The sequence below is a fragment of the Streptomyces nymphaeiformis genome, assembly GCF_014203895.1.
In the GTDB taxonomy this organism is placed as follows: domain Bacteria; phylum Actinomycetota; class Actinomycetes; order Streptomycetales; family Streptomycetaceae; genus Streptomyces; species Streptomyces nymphaeiformis.
On sequence record NZ_JACHJY010000002.1, the window covers coordinates 250,398 to 264,997 of the forward strand.

Consider the following 14,600-nt stretch of genomic DNA (forward strand, 5'->3'; position numbering starts at 1 on the left):
GGTCTCCCTTCCGGAGCCCGGTGGAATCAGGCGCGGCCCGCGGCCTTCTGGCTCCGGCGGGACAGCGAGTCGACGACGACGGCGGCCAGCAGGACCGATCCGGTGATCATGAACTGGACGGCGTTGCTGACGCCCATGATGTTCATGCCGGACTGGATGGACCCGATCACCAGCGCGCCGAGGAGGGCGGACCAGACCGAGCCGCGTCCGCCGAACAGGCTCGTGCCGCCGATGACGGCCGCGGCGATGACGTTCATCAGCAGGTTGCCGCCGCCGGACGTCTGGCTCGCGGACTGGATCTGCCCGGCGAGGAAGATGCCGCCGACCGCCGCCATGAGCCCGGAGATCGAGAAGACGGTCATCCGGACGAACGGCACGCTGATGCCGGCGCGGCGCGCGCCCTCGATGTTGCCGCCGACGGCGAAGATCCGCCGCCCGTACGTCGTGCGGCGGAGCACGAAGTCCAGGACCACGAGCAGGATCAGGAAGATGAGGAGCGCGAGCGGAAGCCCCTGGTACTGGTTGAGGATGTACGCCGCGGCGAACGCGATCGCGGCGATGACGACCGTGCGGAGCACGATCTCGGCGACCGGCCGGAACGGCACGCGGGCGGCCTGGCGGCGTCTGGCGTCGAGGAGCGAGGCCGCGAGGAAGAGCCCGACGCCCACGGCCGCGGTCACGTAGGCCGCGGCGGGGCTGTGGAAGATCGTCGAGTAGAGCTTGGAGACGATGCTCTCGCTCGGGATGTTGACCGTGCCGTTGGCGCCCAGGATCTGGAGCATCAGGCCGTTCCAGAACAGGTTGCCCGCCAGGGTGACCACGAACGCCGGCACGCCGACCTTCGCGAAGAAGAACCCGTGGATGAGCCCGACGGCCGCTCCGCCCACGAGGGCGACGAGGAGCGCCAGCCACTGGTTCATGCCGTTGATGACGTTGAGTACGGCGAAGATGGCGGCGCACAGGCCGCTGACGGAGCCGACGGAGAGGTCGATCTCGCCGAGCAGCAGGACGAAGACGATGCCGACGGCGATCATGCCGGTGCCGACGATCTGCTGACTGAGGTCGGAGAGGTTCTGGGCCGAGAGGAACGTGGAGTCGAGGCTGCCGAACACCGTCCAGATGATGATCACGGCGACGACGACGGGCAGTGACCCCAGCTCCCCGCTGCGCAGCTTGCGGCGGAACTCCCCGAGGTATCCCTTCAGGCCCTCCTCGCGGACGAGCAGCCGGGCGTCGACCGCCGGCATGGCCTCGGGCGCCGGTTCCTGCGCGCCGTTGTCGGGGGCTCGGTCCCGTCTCATTGCTCCTCCTCCTGCCGCTTGCGGGCCTGGCGGCGGGTGACGGCACTGTCGGTGGCCCCGGTGATGGCGGAGATGATCTCCTCGGTGGTCGTGGAGCGCTTGTCGAAGAAGCCGTTGTTCCGGCCGAGGCGCATGACGGCGATCCGGTCGGCGACCGCCATCACGTCCACCATGTTGTGGCTGATCAGGATGGTGCCGAGACCGTGATCGCGGAGCCGCTCGACCAGGTCGAGGACCTCGGCGGTCTGCTCCACGCCCAGGGCGGCGGTCGGCTCGTCCAGGATGACGACCTTCGGGTCGCCGATCAGGGAGCGGGCGATCGCGACGGTCTGGCGCTGGCCGCCCGACAGGGAGGCGACCGGGATCCGGACGCTGGGGATCCGGATGGAGAGGGTGTCGAGCAGTTCGCGCGAGCGCTGTTCCATCCGGACCTCGTCCAGGACGCCGAAGCGGCGCAGTTCGCGGCCGAGGAAGAGATTGCCGACCACGTCGAGGTTGTCGCACAGGGCGAGGTCCTGGTAGACGGTGGCGATGCCGAGGTTCTGGGCGTCGTGGGGCCGGTGGATGCCGACCGCCCGGCCCTGCCACTCGATGACGCCCTCGTCGGGCGGGTTCACCCCGGCGATCGACTTGACGGCGGTGGACTTGCCGGCGCCGTTGTCGCCGACGAGGGCGACGACCTCGCCGGCGTGGACCTCCAGATCGAAGTCCTTCAACGCCTGGACCGCGCCGAACCGTTTGGAGATCCCCCGCAGGGTGAGCACGGGTGGCTCCGGCACGGGAACCGCCTCCTCTGCTCGCGCGAACAGCGCCGCGACTGTCGGATGCGATACGCGGTAGCGATACGCGGTGGACGGCGAAACGCGGTGGATGCGCTGCGCGGCTATTCGAGACCGGCGTCCTTGCAGGCCGCCGCGTAGGTCGGAGTGCAGATCTCCGGGATCGTGTAGAGCCCGTCCTTGACGACGGTGTCCTTGATGTTGTCCTTGTTGACCACGACCGGGTTGAGCAGCTGGGCCGCGACCTTGCGGTTGCCGTCGCTGGTGACGGTGGTGGGTGTCAGGTCGGACCCGAGCGTCTTGCCCTCCGCCAGGTTGACGGCCATGGTGGCGGCGATGTCGGCCTCGGGCTTGTACGGCTTCTCGATGGTGAAGGTCTGAGTGCCGCTCAGGATCCGCTGGATCGCGTCGAGTTGGGCGTCCTGGCCGGACAGCGGCACGTTCATGCCGGCGGCCTTGAGGGCGGTGGCGATGCCGGCGGCCAGTCCGTCGTTGGCCGAGTAGACACCGACGATCTTGTCCTTGCCGAGGGAAGCGATGGCGCCGGACATCTGCTGGTTGGCGTTGTTCGGGTCCCAGTTGGGAGTGTCGTACTCCTTGCCGATCTTCACCTTGCCGTCGAGGACGGAGTGGGCGCCGGCCTTGAACTCGGCGGCGTTCGGGTCCGTCGGCGACCCGTTGTGCATCACGATCTCGCCGCTCTTGGCCTTGTCGCCGAGCGCGGCGAGGAGCGCCTTGCCCTGCAGCTCGCCCACCTTGTGGTTGTCGTACGAGACGTAGGCGTCGACCGGACCCTGCGCGAGGCGGTCGTACGCGACGACCTTGACGCCCGCGTCATGGGCCTTCTGCACGGAGGACTGGATGGACTTGGCGTCCACCGCGTCCAGGATGAGCACCTTGTCGCCCTTGGCGAGCGCGGTGTTGACCTGCTGCTGCTGGGTGGTGGCGCTCTCCGCGGCGTTGTAGTAGTCGATCTGGGCGTCGGGGGCCAGTTCCTTGATCTTCTGCTCGATGTAGGGCCGGTCGAACTTCTCGTACCGTGTCGTCTTGCTCTCCGGCAGCAGCAGACCGATCCTGACGTTCCCCTGTTGCTCGCTCCCCGCGCCCAGGGCCTGCGCGCTGGTCGCCGCCACTCCCAGGGAGAGGGCCGCGGCTCCGGCGAGGGCTATCGCGCTCCGCAATGTACGGGTCATGGGAGGCTCCTTCCGTACGCCCCCTGTCCCTCACCTCGTGAGCGTGGGAACGAGGATGTACATATGGCCTACATATCGACATTAGCCGCAACCTGGTGACCGGCAAGCGGGTGTGCCTCGTGGCTGGGGGCTGGCGGGCCGCCGTCCGGAGTGGGACGATTTGTACGAAGCGACTACGGGCCCGCCTCGGCGCTTCGGCCTTCGGCGGGGTCCCCCGTCGAACGAAGAAGGCGCCATGCCTGCCATCAAGGAATCCATCGACATCGCCCGCACGCCCGCGGACGTCTTCTCCTACGTGACCGACCCGACGCACCTGCCCGAGTGGCAGGAGAGCGCGGTCTCGGTCCGCAAGATCGGTGACGCCCCCTTCGCGGTCGGCTCCAAGGTCGCCGTCACCCGGCGGCTCGGCAAGCGGCAGTTCACCTCGACCATGCAGGTCATCGAGCTGGAGCCGCCGAGGCACTGGCACGTGCACGGCATCGACGGCCCCGTACGCGGCGACGTGCAGGGCACCATCGAGCCGCTGGAGGACGGCGAGCGCTCCCGCCTGACCCTCTCCCTCGACTTCGAGGGGCACGGCATCGGCAAGGCACTCGTCCCCCTCGTCGTCCGCCCGCACGTGCGGAAGGAGATGCCGAAGGACGAGATGACCCTCAAGGGCATCCTGGAGAGCGGAACCGCCGTCTGACGCCGGACGGCACCGGATCAGTCCGTGGGGACCGGCCGCTCGAAGAAGGTCTCCAGGGACACCGTCGCCTGCGTGCCGCTCACACCCTCGATGGCGTACAACCGGCGCAGCACGTCCTGCAGCCGGACCGTGGTGGTGGTGCGCACCTTCACCAGGACCGAGGCACTGCCGGCGATGACGTGCGCCTCCTGGATCTCGGGGATCGCGGCGAACGCCGCCGCCGAGTCCCCGATCCAGGCGGACGAGTCGACCATGACGAAGGCCAGCACGTCCTGGCCGAGGGCGGCGGGATCGACGTCCACGGTGGTACGGCGGATGACGCCCCGCTCCCGCAGCTTCCGCACCCGCTCGTGCGCGGCGCCCGCCGACAGACCGACCGCCTTGCCCAGCACCGCGTACGCCTGGGTGGCGTCCCGCTGGAGCTCGGCGAGCAGCGCCCGGTCGATGGCGTCCACGATCGCCTCGCTCATCGCATGATCCCCTCCGTCGATCCCATGCCGGAAACATACGTCAGTAGCGACTGTTCATCGCCGCCCGCACCTCCGCCAGCGTCGCGTCGGCGACGGCCCGGGCCCGCTCGTTCCCCTCGCGCAGGATCCGGAGCACGTACGCGCGGTCCCGCGCGTACTCCGCGCGGCGGGACCGGATCGGCGCCAGGTACTCGTTGACCGACTCCGTCACCGTCCGCTTCAGTGCGGCGGCCCCCGCGGAGCCGATGTCGTCGGCGACCTCCTCGGGGGTACGGCCCTGGCACAGGGCCGCGAGCAGCAGGAGGGAGGACACCTCGGGGCGGCCGGCCGGATCGTAGGCGATGTGACGCTCGGAGTCGGTCTTCGCGCCCTTGATCAGCCGGGCCGTCTCGTCGGCACCGGCGGCCAGCGCGATGGAGTTGCCGCGGCTCTTGCTCATCTTGGTGCCGTCCGTGCCGAGCAGCAGCGGGGCCTCCGACAGCAGGGCGTCCGGCTCGGGGAAGACGGCGGTGCCGCTGCCGTAGCGGTCGTTGAACCGGCGGGCGACGGTCCGGGTGACCTCCAGGTGCGGGAGCTGGTCCTGCCCGACGGGGACGAGGTTCGCCTTGCAGAAGAGGATGTCGGCGGCCTGGTGGACGGGATACGTGAACATCAGACCGCTCACGGCGGACTGCCGGGAGTGCGCGATCTCGTCCTTGACGGTGGGGTTGCGGTTCAGCTCGGCCACGGACACGAGACTGAGGAAGGGCAGCAGCAGCTGGTTCAGGGCGGGGACGGCGCTGTGGGTGAAGACCGTGCTGCGCTCCGGATCCACGCCGATGGCGAGGTGGTCGAGCACCAGCTCCTCGACGTGCTCCGTGAGGCGGTCCGCCACGTCGCGGTCGGTCAGGACCTGGTAGTCCGCGACGATCACGAACAGCTCCACCCCGAGGTCCTGGAGCCTGACCCGGTTGTGCAGGGTGCCGAAGTAGTGCCCCAGGTGCAGCCGCCCGGTGGGGCGGTCGCCGGTCAGGATGCGGAACCGCCCCGGATCTTCGAGGATCTGCCGCTCCAGGACGGCACTGCGCGTACGCGCCGCCGACGTCCCGAGGACGTCGTCGGCGGAGGGGGCGGCGGGAGCGAGGGTGGTGGTCATCGGGTCTCCTGGTGTGGGTCGGTGGCGCCGTCGGGACGACAGGACCCAGAGCCGGGAAACGCGAAAGGGCCGTTCGTCCGAACGGCCCGGTCGTGCGCGAGTGGTGGCCGCTCCTAGAAGGAGCGCCACCAGCTGAGGCACGACGACAGATGCATGGCCCCAGCGTACATGCCCCGCGGCCGAGACCGCGGGGCACATGAGGAGCGTCGGGTCAGGACAGCACGACCGGCAGGTCGAACAGGTCGTTCTGCGTGACCACCGGCTTGTTGCGGAGCTCCTCGCGCGGCACCGCCAGACGCAGCTCCGGGAAGCGCTCGTACAGGGCGGGGAGCGCCACCGACGCCTCCAGACGCGAGAGCGCGGCGCCCGGGCACACGTGCGGGCCGTGCCCGAAGGAGATGTGCCGGTTCGGCGTCCGGGTCACGTCGAACTCGCCCGCCGTCGGTCCGTGCTGCTCCTCGTCCCGGCCGATCGCGCCGAACGACACGATCAGCGCCTCGCCCTTCGGCAGGACCCGGTCGCCGACCTCGATGTCCTCGGTGGCGAACCGGATCAGCACGTGCGAGGTGGGCGTCGACCAGCGCAGGGTCTCCTCGATCACGTTCTCCCACGGCACCTCGCCCTTGAGCACGAGCGCCCGCTGCTCGGGGTGGGTCTCCAGGGCGACCACGGCGTTCACGATCAGGCTGATCGTCGTCTCGTGCCCGGCCGCCACCATCAGCTGGAGGGTGTTGGTGATCTCCTCCGTGGTGAGCCGGTCGCCGCCCTCCGACGCCTCGATCAGCGCGCTCGTCAGGTCGTCGCCGGGGTTCTCCGTCTTCCCCGCCACGATCCCCGCGAACAGCGCGCCCAGGTCCGCCATCATCTGCGGCACCTCCTCGGGCGGCGTCTGTGTCGAGAAGAACTTGTCGAACAGCGCCTTCATCCGCGGGTGGTCGGCCGGGTCGACGCCCATCAGCTCGCCCACCACGTTCATCGGCAGCGGGTACGCGAACTCCGCCTTCAGGTCCACGACCTCGCCCGACGGCCGCTCGGCCAGCCGGTCGAGCATCCCCCCGGTGAGGGACTCGATGCCCGCGCGCAGCCGCTCCACCCGGCGTGCCGTCAGCGCCTGCGCGACCAGCGTGCGCAGCCGGCGGTGCTCCTCGCCGTCGACGGTCAGCATCGACCGGCCCGGGTTCGCGAGACCGATCAGCGGCCAGTCCAGGGGTATCTCGCCGCGCTGCCACGCACCCCAGACGTCGATGTCCTTGACGAGACGGGCGTCCGTGAGCAGCCTGCGCGCCTCGGCGTGCCGGGTGACGGCCCAGCAGGCCACTCCGCCGGGCAGGACGACACGGGCCAGCGGGCCGGCGGCGCGCAGCCGGGCGCTCTCGCCGTCGAGGTCCGCGACGAAGGGGTCAAGCTCGATCACATCGGTGCCGGACGCGGCGGTGTGGTCGTACGGGCAGCTCATCCGAGGGCTCCAAGGGCGGGGGTCGGGGTGTACGTCACGGGGAGCGCGGTCAGGCCGCGCAGCCAGGGGGAGGGACGGCGGGCGAGGGCGCTCTCGGCGACCGCGAGATCCACGTCCGGCAGCCGGTCGAGCAGCACCTCGATGCCCGTCCGGGCGATGGTCTCGGCGACCTCCTGCGCGGGGAACGGGCAGCGGTGCTCACCGTGACCGAAGGAGAGGTGGGCGTTGTTGCCGCCGGTGAACGCGCCGGAGTCGGTGCGCACGTGCGGATCGGAGTTGGCGGCGGCCAGACCGAGCAGCAGCAGGTCGCCGCGGCCGATCCGGCGTCCGCCGAGGTGGGTGTCGCGCGAGGCCCAGCGCCCGGCGACGTTCTGCGTCGGGGTGTCCTCCCACAGGACCTCGTTCATCGCCTCGCCGACGCTGTGCCGGCCGCCGGCGAGCGAGGCCGCGAACCGGTCGTCGGTCAGCATCAGGCGCAGCGAGTTGCCGATCCAGTCGGCGGTCGGCTGGTGGCCCGCGGCCATCATCACCATGAGGTCCTGGGCGACCTCCTCGACGGTGAACCCGGCGGTGTTGGCGAGCATCCGGGAGGCGACGTCGTCGCCCGGCGTCTCCGCCTTGGCGGCGAGCAGCGCGAACATGGACCCGGCCAGGTGCCGCTGGCCCTCCAGCGCGCCCTCCTGACCGTTGATCATGTCGTTCATGGCGGTGACGAGGCCGGGGCCCTGCTCGTCGGCGAAGCCGTAGCAGCTGGCGAGGACCCGTACCGGCAGGAGCATCGCGTACTCGGCGATGATGTCGCAGGAGCCCTTGCCGCACAGCGCGTCGATGAGCTCGTCGGCGAAGCGCTCGGCCCGCTCCTTCAGGACGAACGGGTCGATCGCCTCCAGGGCGTCGGACACGACCCCGGCCCGCTCGCGGTGCCGCTCGCCGACGGTGTAGAGGATGGACGGCTGCTTGCGGCCGATCATCGGCAGCAGGGGCCAGTCCGCCGGGATCGCGTCCCACTGGTTCCACAGCTCGGAGTCGCGGGAGAACAGCACCGGGTCGCTGGTCACCTGGTGCAGCTCGCGGTAGCCGAGGACCAGCCAGGCGGGCACGTCCCCGTCGAGCACGACCGGGGCGACGGCCCCGTGCTCGCGTCGGATCTGCCGGTACAGCTCGGTGGGGTCGGTCTGGAACCGGGGCCCGCTCAGCGGGACCGGCTGGGGCTCGGGGAGGGTCACGGGGTGGGCTCCGGGATCGGGTGGGGGGTCGGCCGCGCGGCCGCGACGACGGTCCGCAGGTGTTCCACGAGCGAGATCAGCACCTGCTTGCTGGACTCGCGGGACCGGGCGTCGCAGAAGACCAGCGGCACCTCGTCGGCGAGGTCGAGGGCCTCGCGGATCTGCGCGGGGGTGTGGGCGGGGCCGCCGAAGTCGTTGCAGGCGACGACGAACGGCGTGCCGTGGTGCTCCAGGCGGTCGATCGCGTACCAGGAGTCGGCGAGGCGCCGGGTGTCGACGAGGACGACCGCGCCGAGCGTCCCGGAGAACAGCCGGTCCCACAGGAACCAGAACCGCTCCTGGCCGGGCGCCCCGAACAGGTACAGGACGTTGTGCGCGTCCAGCGTGATCCGGCCGAAGTCGAAGGCGACCGTGGTGGCCGTCTTCGCGGCGACGCCGACGGTGTCGTCGACGCCTTCGCCGGCCTGGGTCATGGTCTCCTCGGTGTTCAGCGGACGGATCTCGCTGACCGAGCGGACCAGGGTGGTCTTGCCGACTCCGAAACCGCCGACGACGACGATCTTCAGTCCGTTGTCGGCGGTGCTGTGCAGGGTCTGGCGCTGTTCAGAGGTTACGGAGTCCAACGAGCACCTGCTCCAGGATGTCGTGATCGGGAAGGCGGTACGAGGCGCGGGGGTGCCGTGCGCTGATCCGGCCGGTGTCGTGCAGGTCGGCCAGGAGGATCCGCGTGATCGACACCGGCAGGCCGAGTCCCGCCGCCACCTCCACCACGGCCGTGGGGAAACGGCACATGCGCAGGATCGCGGCGTGCTCGGACTGCATGCCGGCGACCGGATCGCTCTCGGAGACGACGAGCGTCACCAGGTCGAAGGCGTCGGACCCGGCGCGGCTGCGGCCGCCGGTCAGGGTGTAGAGCCGGTCGGGCGAGTCGTCCCGTCCCGGCCTGCCGCGGCTCATCCCCGGGGCCTCGCGACCAGGTGCTCGCTCAACTGCTCCACCAGCTCGGACATGTTGTGGCCGACGAGTCCGGCGTCGGCGTCCTCGTCGGCGACCAGCGCGAGGTGGGCGCCCTCGCCCGCCTCCACGATGAACAGGATGCCGCCGTAGAACTCGGCCATCGCGGAGCGGACCCCGCCCGTGCCGTCGCCGAACTCCACGGAGGCACCGTGCGACAGGCTCTGGATGCCGGCGGCGATCGCGGCGAGCTGGTCGGCCTGGTCGACGGAGAGCTCGGGCGTACGGCAGAGCTTGAGGCCGTCCCGGGAGAGCACCAGGGCGTGACGGGTGCCCGGGGTGCGTTCCAGCAGGCCCTCCAGGAGCCAGCTGAGCTTCTCGTCGGTGGTGGTGCCGGTCATGACGGGGTGCCTTCCGGGTGCGGGGAGTTCGTGGTGGGTGCGTCGGCGCTCGGCGCGGCGGCGGGGGGTTCGGCGGCGGGCTCGTCGCCGGTCGTCGTACGTGTCTCCGCCGTCGGGCCGCCCCCGCCGCGGACCGCCTGGCGGAAGCTGCCGAACCGGGTGGCGGCGCCCGCCGCCGCGCCGGTGCGCGGGCCCGTCGGGCGGGGCTGCCCGGCGGCCTCCGGACCGTCGGGGTGGGCGGCGGCCATCGCCCGGCCGCGACGGCGGCGCGGCAGCCCGCTCTCGCCGAGTAGGGGGTGCTCGCCGGTGCGCTCGGCCGCGGAGTCGTGGCTGGTCTCGGGCTCGCCGGCCGGTTCGGGGGCGGGCGGGGCCGTCAGCCGGCGGCCCGCCACGGGCGGCAGGGCGGCGTCGGGCGCGGCCGGGGGCTCGACGGGCGCGTGGCTGATCAGCTCCTGCGGGAGCATCAGCAGCGCACCCGTGCCGCCGCGCGCCGAGGGGCGGAACGACACGGTCAGACCGTGCTTGCGGGCCAGCCGGCCGACGACGGCCAGGCCGAGCCGGGTGCCGGAGAGACCGGCCAGGTCCTGCGCGGTCGAGCCGACCGCGGCCTCCGCGCGGCGCAGCTGGACATCGCTCATGACCAGGCCGCTGTCCTCGACGGAGATGATGACTCCGGCCGGGACCTCCTCCACGTAGACGTGGACCTCGGCGGTGGGCGGCGAGAAGTTCGCCGCGTTGTCCATGAGTTCGGCGAGGGCGTGCATGACGCCCTCGGCCGCGTGCCCGGCGACGGCCGCGTCGCTGCTGGAGTGCAGCCGCACCCGCTGGTAGCCGCCGATCCGTCCCATGGCGCCGCGCAGGATCGACTCCATGACGATGGGACGGGCCCAGCGCCGGCCGGACCGGGCTCCGGTCAGTACGGCGACGGAGTCGGCCAGCCGGCCGGCCTGGGCGGTGCGGTGGTCGAGGTGGAGCAGGTCGGCGAGGACGTCCTCGTCGGCGTGCCGGTGCTCCATCTCCCGGAGGTCGGCGAGCATGCTCGTGGCCAGGGCCTGCATGCGGCCGGCCGCGTTGGCGGCGGCGGCCATGGCGGCGGACCGGCCGGACTCGGCGCGCCGCAGCCGGTCCTCGAGCCGCCGTACGTCGACGGCCCGGGCCTCGGTCAGCTCGGCGGTCCGTGCCGCGTGGGCCGCCTCCGAGGCGGCGGCCTCCGTCTCGTACCGCTCCGTCAGCGCCGCCGTCTCGCGGGCGGTGCGGTTCTCACGGGAGGCGAGTTCGGAGGTGAGCGCCTCGATCCGGCGGCTCAGGGAGCGTGAGGTCCGCCCGTACCAGGTGACCGCGAAGGCGGCGGCGGTGAGGAGCAGGACGCCGCCGCCGGCGAACCAGCCGAGTGCGGGACGGACCTCGGCCGGCGCGGCGGCGGTCGCCGCGACGGCGAGCGCACCGCCCGCGGCGGCCGTCAGCAACGAGGCGAGCAGGGCAGGGCGGAAGGGGGTGGACGGCGCCGACATCAACCAGACTCTCGGGAACAGGCACGCGGGGGAGTCGTAACGTCGGCACTATAGATCCGATCTTGATCGGTTAGGAACCTCTCTTGATCGGATCGGTATTCAGATCACGGAATATGCATCGAAAGTGATCGGAAGTCATCAGCTCGACGAGGCGGAGGGAGCCGCGTTGCGCCACACCGTCAGGTCGAGCGTCATGTAGGTGCTCGGCGAGTCCTCCGGGGAGAACGCCTTGACGGTGACCAGGCCGAGGTGGCCCGTCCCCGTCGTGACACAGACCTGACGGCCCGGCGACAGCTTGTTCACGTAGATGTTCTGGGTGAACCGGGTCTCCGCGCGGCACGCTTCGAGGGAGCCCTCCTGGCCCGGGTCGAGCAGGACCAGGTTGCCGCCGCTGCTCTCCGCGTCGAGGTACCCGCCCGTGTCGTACGAGAGGTCGTAGTTGTTGTCCTCGCCGACCTGCGGGCGCACGCTCTCGTCCCCGAGGGTCAGGTGGTAGCCGGCCGTCAGGTCGATGTCCTTGTACGCGGCGGCCTGCGGGTCCGGTGCCTTCGTCGGCGTCGGGGCGGGGCTCCCGGTCCCGGTGCCCGTGCCCCCGGAGCCCTGCGGGCTCGCCGAGCCCTTCCCGTTCGGCTTCCCGCCGGCGTTCGAGGACGTCGGCTCGTCCTTGTCCTTCAGGACGACGTAGGCGGTCGCGCCGCCCGCGACGGCGAAGGCGAGGACGGCGGCCAGAGCGACCACGAGCCCGCGCCCGCCGCCCTTCTTCCGCGGCTGCTGCGGCTGCTGGTGACCGGTCGGCCCGGGCAGGCCCGGGTGGGTCTGCCCCGGCTGACCGGGGTAGGCCTGCGGCGGGTACGCCGGACCGCCCGGCCCCTGCGTCGGCGCGTACGCGAAGCCGGGCGCGGGCGCGGCGGCGGCCGGGGCGGCGACCGGGGGCGACGGGACGACCGGCACCGTGTTCGGCGGCGGGGTGACCGGAGGGCCGTAGCCGGGCGGCGGGGTCGACGGCGCGGACGGCGCCGTCGGCGCGTACCCCGCCGGCGCGGCCGAGGGGGCGGTCGTCGGCGGCGGGGGCGTCTGCGGGGGAGCGGGCGCCGCCGTGCGGGCCGCGATCTCGGCGGAGACCGCGCCCGGCAGCCAGTCCTCGGGGCGGCGCAGCACCGTCGCCGCGTTCGCGGCCTGGCAGAGCCGGATGATCTCGGAGAGCGACGGCCGGGCCTCGGGCTCCTTCGCGAGGCAGCGCGTCACCAGCTCGGTGAGCCGCTCCGGCACGGCGCTCAGGTCCGGCTGCTCGTGCACGATCCGGTACAGCACCCCGTGACCGGTGCCCTCGCCGAAGGCGGGGACGCCCGTCGCCGCGTACGCCGCGACCTGACCGAGCGCGAACACGTCCGTGGCCGGCGTGACCCGGCTGCCCGCCGCCTGCTCGGGCGCCATGAACGACGGCGTGCCGATGGTGACCCCACTGCCCGTCAGGGAGGTCGCGTCGGCCGCGTGGGCGATGCCGAAGTCGATGACGCGGGGCCCGTCGGAGGCGAGCAGCACGTTCGACGGCTTCAGGTCGCGGTGCACGATGCCCGCCCCGTGGATCACGTGCAGCGCCTCGGCCATGCCGGCGACGAGCAGCAGCACCGTCTCCACGGGCAGCGCGCCGTGCGCCACGACCGCGTCGGCGAGCGAGGGACCCGGCACGTACGCGGTGGCCAGCCACGGCTGCGCGCCCTCGGGGTCCGCGTCGATGACGGGCGCCGTGAACAGCCCCTGGACGCGCTGCGCGGAGCGCACCTCCTGGGCGAACCGGCGGCGGAACTCGGCGTCCTCGCCGAACTCGGGACGGATCAGCTTGATCGCCACCGGCCGGCCGCCGGGCGTGTACGACAGGTACACCTTGCCCATGCCGCCGGCGCCGAGCCGGGCGGCGAGCCGGTAACCGGCGACCGTCGTCGGGTCGTCCGCCGCCAGTGGCTGAAAGATCTCGGAGCCGCTCCGGTCCGCTTGCTGACCACCCATGTAACCCATGTCTCCCCACGCAGAACACCGTTGAACGGAGGGCACCCTACCGGTGTGCCGCGCCCTCGGCGGAGTCCGTGCCGAGCTCCGTGCCCGTGAGCCCGGCGCGCTCCGCCAGCGCACCGCCCTGGAAGCGGCTCTCCGCCCCCAATTCCTCCAGCAGATCGGCGATGTGGCGGCGGCACGTACGCAGCGACATCCCCATCCGCCGGGCGATCACCTCGTCCTTCGCGCCCTCCGCGAGCAGTCCCACGAGCGCCCGCCGCAGACTCGGACCGACCTCCTTGTACGCCGCCTCGCTGCTGCCCCGGAACGGGACCGCCCCGGACCAGTGCTGCTCGAACACCCGGCAGAGGTACGCCACCACGTCGGGGTCCCGGACCAGGACCGCGCCCTCGCCCGTACCGCCGTCGGCGCGCCGGGGCAGGAAGGCCACGGACCGGTCGAACACCACGGCCCGGTCGGGGAGTTCGGCGGCGGTCCGGTACTCGGCACCGGCCTCGGTGAGCCGCTCCACGTACCCCTGGGTCGACAGGCTGGACCGTGCCGAGTGCTGGTACAGCGTGCGCATCCGCACGCCCCGGCGGAGCATCGCCACGTCCCGCTCGACGGCGTCCCCGAGCCGGTGCGCGGCCCGCCCGCCGCCGGGCTGGATGCTGAACACCTCCTCCCGGCAGCGGGCCGACTCCTCGGTGAGCATCGCGGAGGCGGCCGCCATGTCGGGCAGCACGTCGAGGCCCTCCCGGCGGCCCTGTTCGCGCCGGGCCGCGCGGTACCGCGGCATCAGGGAGTGCAGATCGTCACGGAGCGACTGGGCGTGCGCGGCGGCCCGGGCGAGCTGCGCCTCCACCGGCCCGACGACCTCCGCCGCGGCGGCCTCCGGGTTCACCGGGATCAGCTCCCCGGGGTGCCCCGGCGCCGGCCGCAGAAGACGCAGCCGCTCCAGGGTGCGGCAGGCCGCCTCGACCTCCGCCCCGCTCAGCCCGAGGGCCGGAAGCCCGTCCGGCGGCAGGGCAGGGAGGCTGCCGTGCTCCAGTACGTACGCGAAGACGGCGACGGCCCCGGCGTCCAGTCGAGGCATTCCGTCCACATCCACCCCAGTAGTCACCCGTTTCCCCCGTGATGCGGCCCTGCTACTTCCGTGCCATGCAGGGTATTGCCAGGTCATGGCGCTGGACCAAGCGGGCTCGCCGGGATGAACTGGTGGTGTCCGGCCGAGGGAAACCCCATCAGGCCGACATACGGCGTGAACCCGCCAGACACGGAGCTTCCCGCCGCCCTCTCCACTCCCGAACCAGGAGCCGCACCATGTCCGTTGCCGTCCGCTGCCTCCTTCTCCTCGCCGTCCTGCTCGCCGGCGGGGCGACCGCCGCCACGACGGACGACGCACCGGGGACGACACGGACGGTCGCCGCGAACCCCCTGGACACCAGCTGGGGCGACGACTACGACCGGCCCCTCCAGTAGGACCGACCGGTC

At 72.2% G+C, this 14,600-nt stretch carries 15 protein-coding genes; 2 read left to right on the top strand and 13 right to left on the bottom strand.

The features are described 5' to 3' along the window. Positions 1-26 precede the first annotated feature (26 nt). The 3 genes from GGE06_RS07165 to GGE06_RS07175 form a co-directional block, all read right to left on the bottom strand. Entirely contained in the window at positions 27-1,301 is a 1,275-nt protein-coding gene (locus tag GGE06_RS07165) for a sugar ABC transporter permease (RefSeq protein WP_184930303.1), read from the bottom strand. Beyond that, positions 1,298-2,080 carry an ATP-binding cassette domain-containing protein gene (locus tag GGE06_RS07170; protein WP_116157336.1) on the bottom strand — a complete coding sequence of 261 codons (783 nt, stop codon included), beginning with the start codon at positions 2,078-2,080 and terminating at the stop codon, positions 1,298-1,300. The genes GGE06_RS07165 and GGE06_RS07170 overlap by 4 nt, the downstream gene beginning before the upstream one ends. A gap of 104 nt (positions 2,081-2,184) precedes the next feature. After that, entirely contained in the window at positions 2,185-3,273 is a 1,089-nt protein-coding gene (locus GGE06_RS07175) for a substrate-binding domain-containing protein (RefSeq protein WP_116157335.1), read from the bottom strand. Positions 3,274-3,508: 235 nt separating this feature from the next. Here GGE06_RS07175 and GGE06_RS07180 point away from each other — a divergent pair, with 235 nt between their 5' ends. After that, positions 3,509-3,961 (top strand): SRPBCC family protein, encoded by a 453-nt coding sequence (locus tag GGE06_RS07180; protein WP_116157334.1) that lies wholly within the window; start codon positions 3,509-3,511, stop codon positions 3,959-3,961. Positions 3,962-3,978: 17 nt separating this feature from the next. Here the strand turns inward: GGE06_RS07180 and GGE06_RS07185 are convergent, their stop codons facing one another. From GGE06_RS07185 to GGE06_RS07230, 10 genes are all read right to left on the bottom strand, one after another. Beyond that, positions 3,979-4,416 carry an Lrp/AsnC family transcriptional regulator gene (locus GGE06_RS07185; RefSeq protein WP_116165164.1) on the bottom strand — a complete coding sequence of 146 codons (438 nt, stop codon included), beginning with the start codon at positions 4,414-4,416 and terminating at the stop codon, positions 3,979-3,981. Positions 4,417-4,471: 55 nt separating this feature from the next. After that, entirely contained in the window at positions 4,472-5,566 is a 1,095-nt protein-coding gene (trpS, locus tag GGE06_RS07190; RefSeq protein ID WP_116157333.1) for a tryptophan--tRNA ligase, read from the bottom strand. Positions 5,567-5,777: 211 nt separating this feature from the next. Next, the gene (locus GGE06_RS07195; RefSeq protein ID WP_116157332.1) at positions 5,778-7,022 is read right to left on the bottom strand and encodes a cytochrome P450 family protein; all 1,245 of its coding nucleotides are present in this window, start codon (positions 7,020-7,022) and stop codon (positions 5,778-5,780) included. Continuing rightward, entirely contained in the window at positions 7,019-8,248 is a 1,230-nt protein-coding gene (locus GGE06_RS07200) for a cytochrome P450 (RefSeq protein ID WP_184930304.1), read from the bottom strand. Before GGE06_RS07200 ends, GGE06_RS07195 begins: the two co-directional genes overlap by 4 nt. Next, a complete protein-coding gene (locus tag GGE06_RS07205) occupies positions 8,245-8,871 on the bottom strand; it encodes a GTP-binding protein (protein WP_116157330.1) in 627 nt (208 codons plus the stop codon). The genes GGE06_RS07200 and GGE06_RS07205 overlap by 4 nt, the downstream gene beginning before the upstream one ends. Next, positions 8,852-9,205, bottom strand: coding sequence for a DUF742 domain-containing protein (locus GGE06_RS07210; RefSeq protein ID WP_030690507.1), 354 nt, complete (start codon positions 9,203-9,205; stop codon positions 8,852-8,854). The genes GGE06_RS07205 and GGE06_RS07210 overlap by 20 nt, the downstream gene beginning before the upstream one ends. Next, positions 9,202-9,603, bottom strand: a complete 402-nt coding sequence (locus tag GGE06_RS07215) for a roadblock/LC7 domain-containing protein (RefSeq protein ID WP_116157329.1) — start codon at positions 9,601-9,603, stop codon at positions 9,202-9,204. Before GGE06_RS07215 ends, GGE06_RS07210 begins: the two co-directional genes overlap by 4 nt. Then, positions 9,600-11,114 carry a sensor histidine kinase gene (locus GGE06_RS07220; protein WP_116157328.1) on the bottom strand — a complete coding sequence of 505 codons (1,515 nt, stop codon included), beginning with the start codon at positions 11,112-11,114 and terminating at the stop codon, positions 9,600-9,602. The genes GGE06_RS07215 and GGE06_RS07220 overlap by 4 nt, the downstream gene beginning before the upstream one ends. A 138-nt stretch (positions 11,115-11,252) precedes the next feature. Then, entirely contained in the window at positions 11,253-13,121 is a 1,869-nt protein-coding gene (locus GGE06_RS07225) for a serine/threonine-protein kinase (protein ID WP_184930305.1), read from the bottom strand. Positions 13,122-13,167: 46 nt separating this feature from the next. Then, complete coding sequence (locus tag GGE06_RS07230) at positions 13,168-14,202, bottom strand: hypothetical protein (protein ID WP_116157326.1); 1,035 nt, start codon at positions 14,200-14,202, stop codon at positions 13,168-13,170. 227 nt (positions 14,203-14,429) lie between these two features. Here GGE06_RS07230 and GGE06_RS07235 point away from each other — a divergent pair, with 227 nt between their 5' ends. Next, the gene (locus tag GGE06_RS07235; protein ID WP_181924412.1) at positions 14,430-14,588 is read left to right on the top strand and encodes a hypothetical protein; all 159 of its coding nucleotides are present in this window, start codon (positions 14,430-14,432) and stop codon (positions 14,586-14,588) included. Positions 14,589-14,600 lie beyond the last annotated feature (12 nt).

Coding starts and splice junctions, on each gene's coding strand:
- GGE06_RS07165 (WP_184930303.1), bottom strand. CDS start 1,301: ATGAGACGGGACCGAGCCCCCGACAACGGCGCGCAGGAACCGGCGCCC.
- GGE06_RS07175 (WP_116157335.1), bottom strand. CDS start 3,273: ATGACCCGTACATTGCGGAGCGCGATAGCCCTCGCCGGAGCCGCGGCC.
- GGE06_RS07180 (WP_116157334.1), top strand. CDS start 3,509: ATGCCTGCCATCAAGGAATCCATCGACATCGCCCGCACGCCCGCGGAC.
- trpS (WP_116157333.1), bottom strand. CDS start 5,566: ATGACCACCACCCTCGCTCCCGCCGCCCCCTCCGCCGACGACGTCCTC.
- GGE06_RS07195 (WP_116157332.1), bottom strand. CDS start 7,022: ATGAGCTGCCCGTACGACCACACCGCCGCGTCCGGCACCGATGTGATC.
- GGE06_RS07210 (WP_030690507.1), bottom strand. CDS start 9,205: ATGAGCCGCGGCAGGCCGGGACGGGACGACTCGCCCGACCGGCTCTAC.
- GGE06_RS07215 (WP_116157329.1), bottom strand. CDS start 9,603: ATGACCGGCACCACCACCGACGAGAAGCTCAGCTGGCTCCTGGAGGGC.
- GGE06_RS07220 (WP_116157328.1), bottom strand. CDS start 11,114: ATGTCGGCGCCGTCCACCCCCTTCCGCCCTGCCCTGCTCGCCTCGTTG.
- GGE06_RS07225 (WP_184930305.1), bottom strand. CDS start 13,121: ATGGGTGGTCAGCAAGCGGACCGGAGCGGCTCCGAGATCTTTCAGCCA.
- GGE06_RS07230 (WP_116157326.1), bottom strand. CDS start 14,202: ATGCCTCGACTGGACGCCGGGGCCGTCGCCGTCTTCGCGTACGTACTG.
- GGE06_RS07235 (WP_181924412.1), top strand. CDS start 14,430: ATGTCCGTTGCCGTCCGCTGCCTCCTTCTCCTCGCCGTCCTGCTCGCC.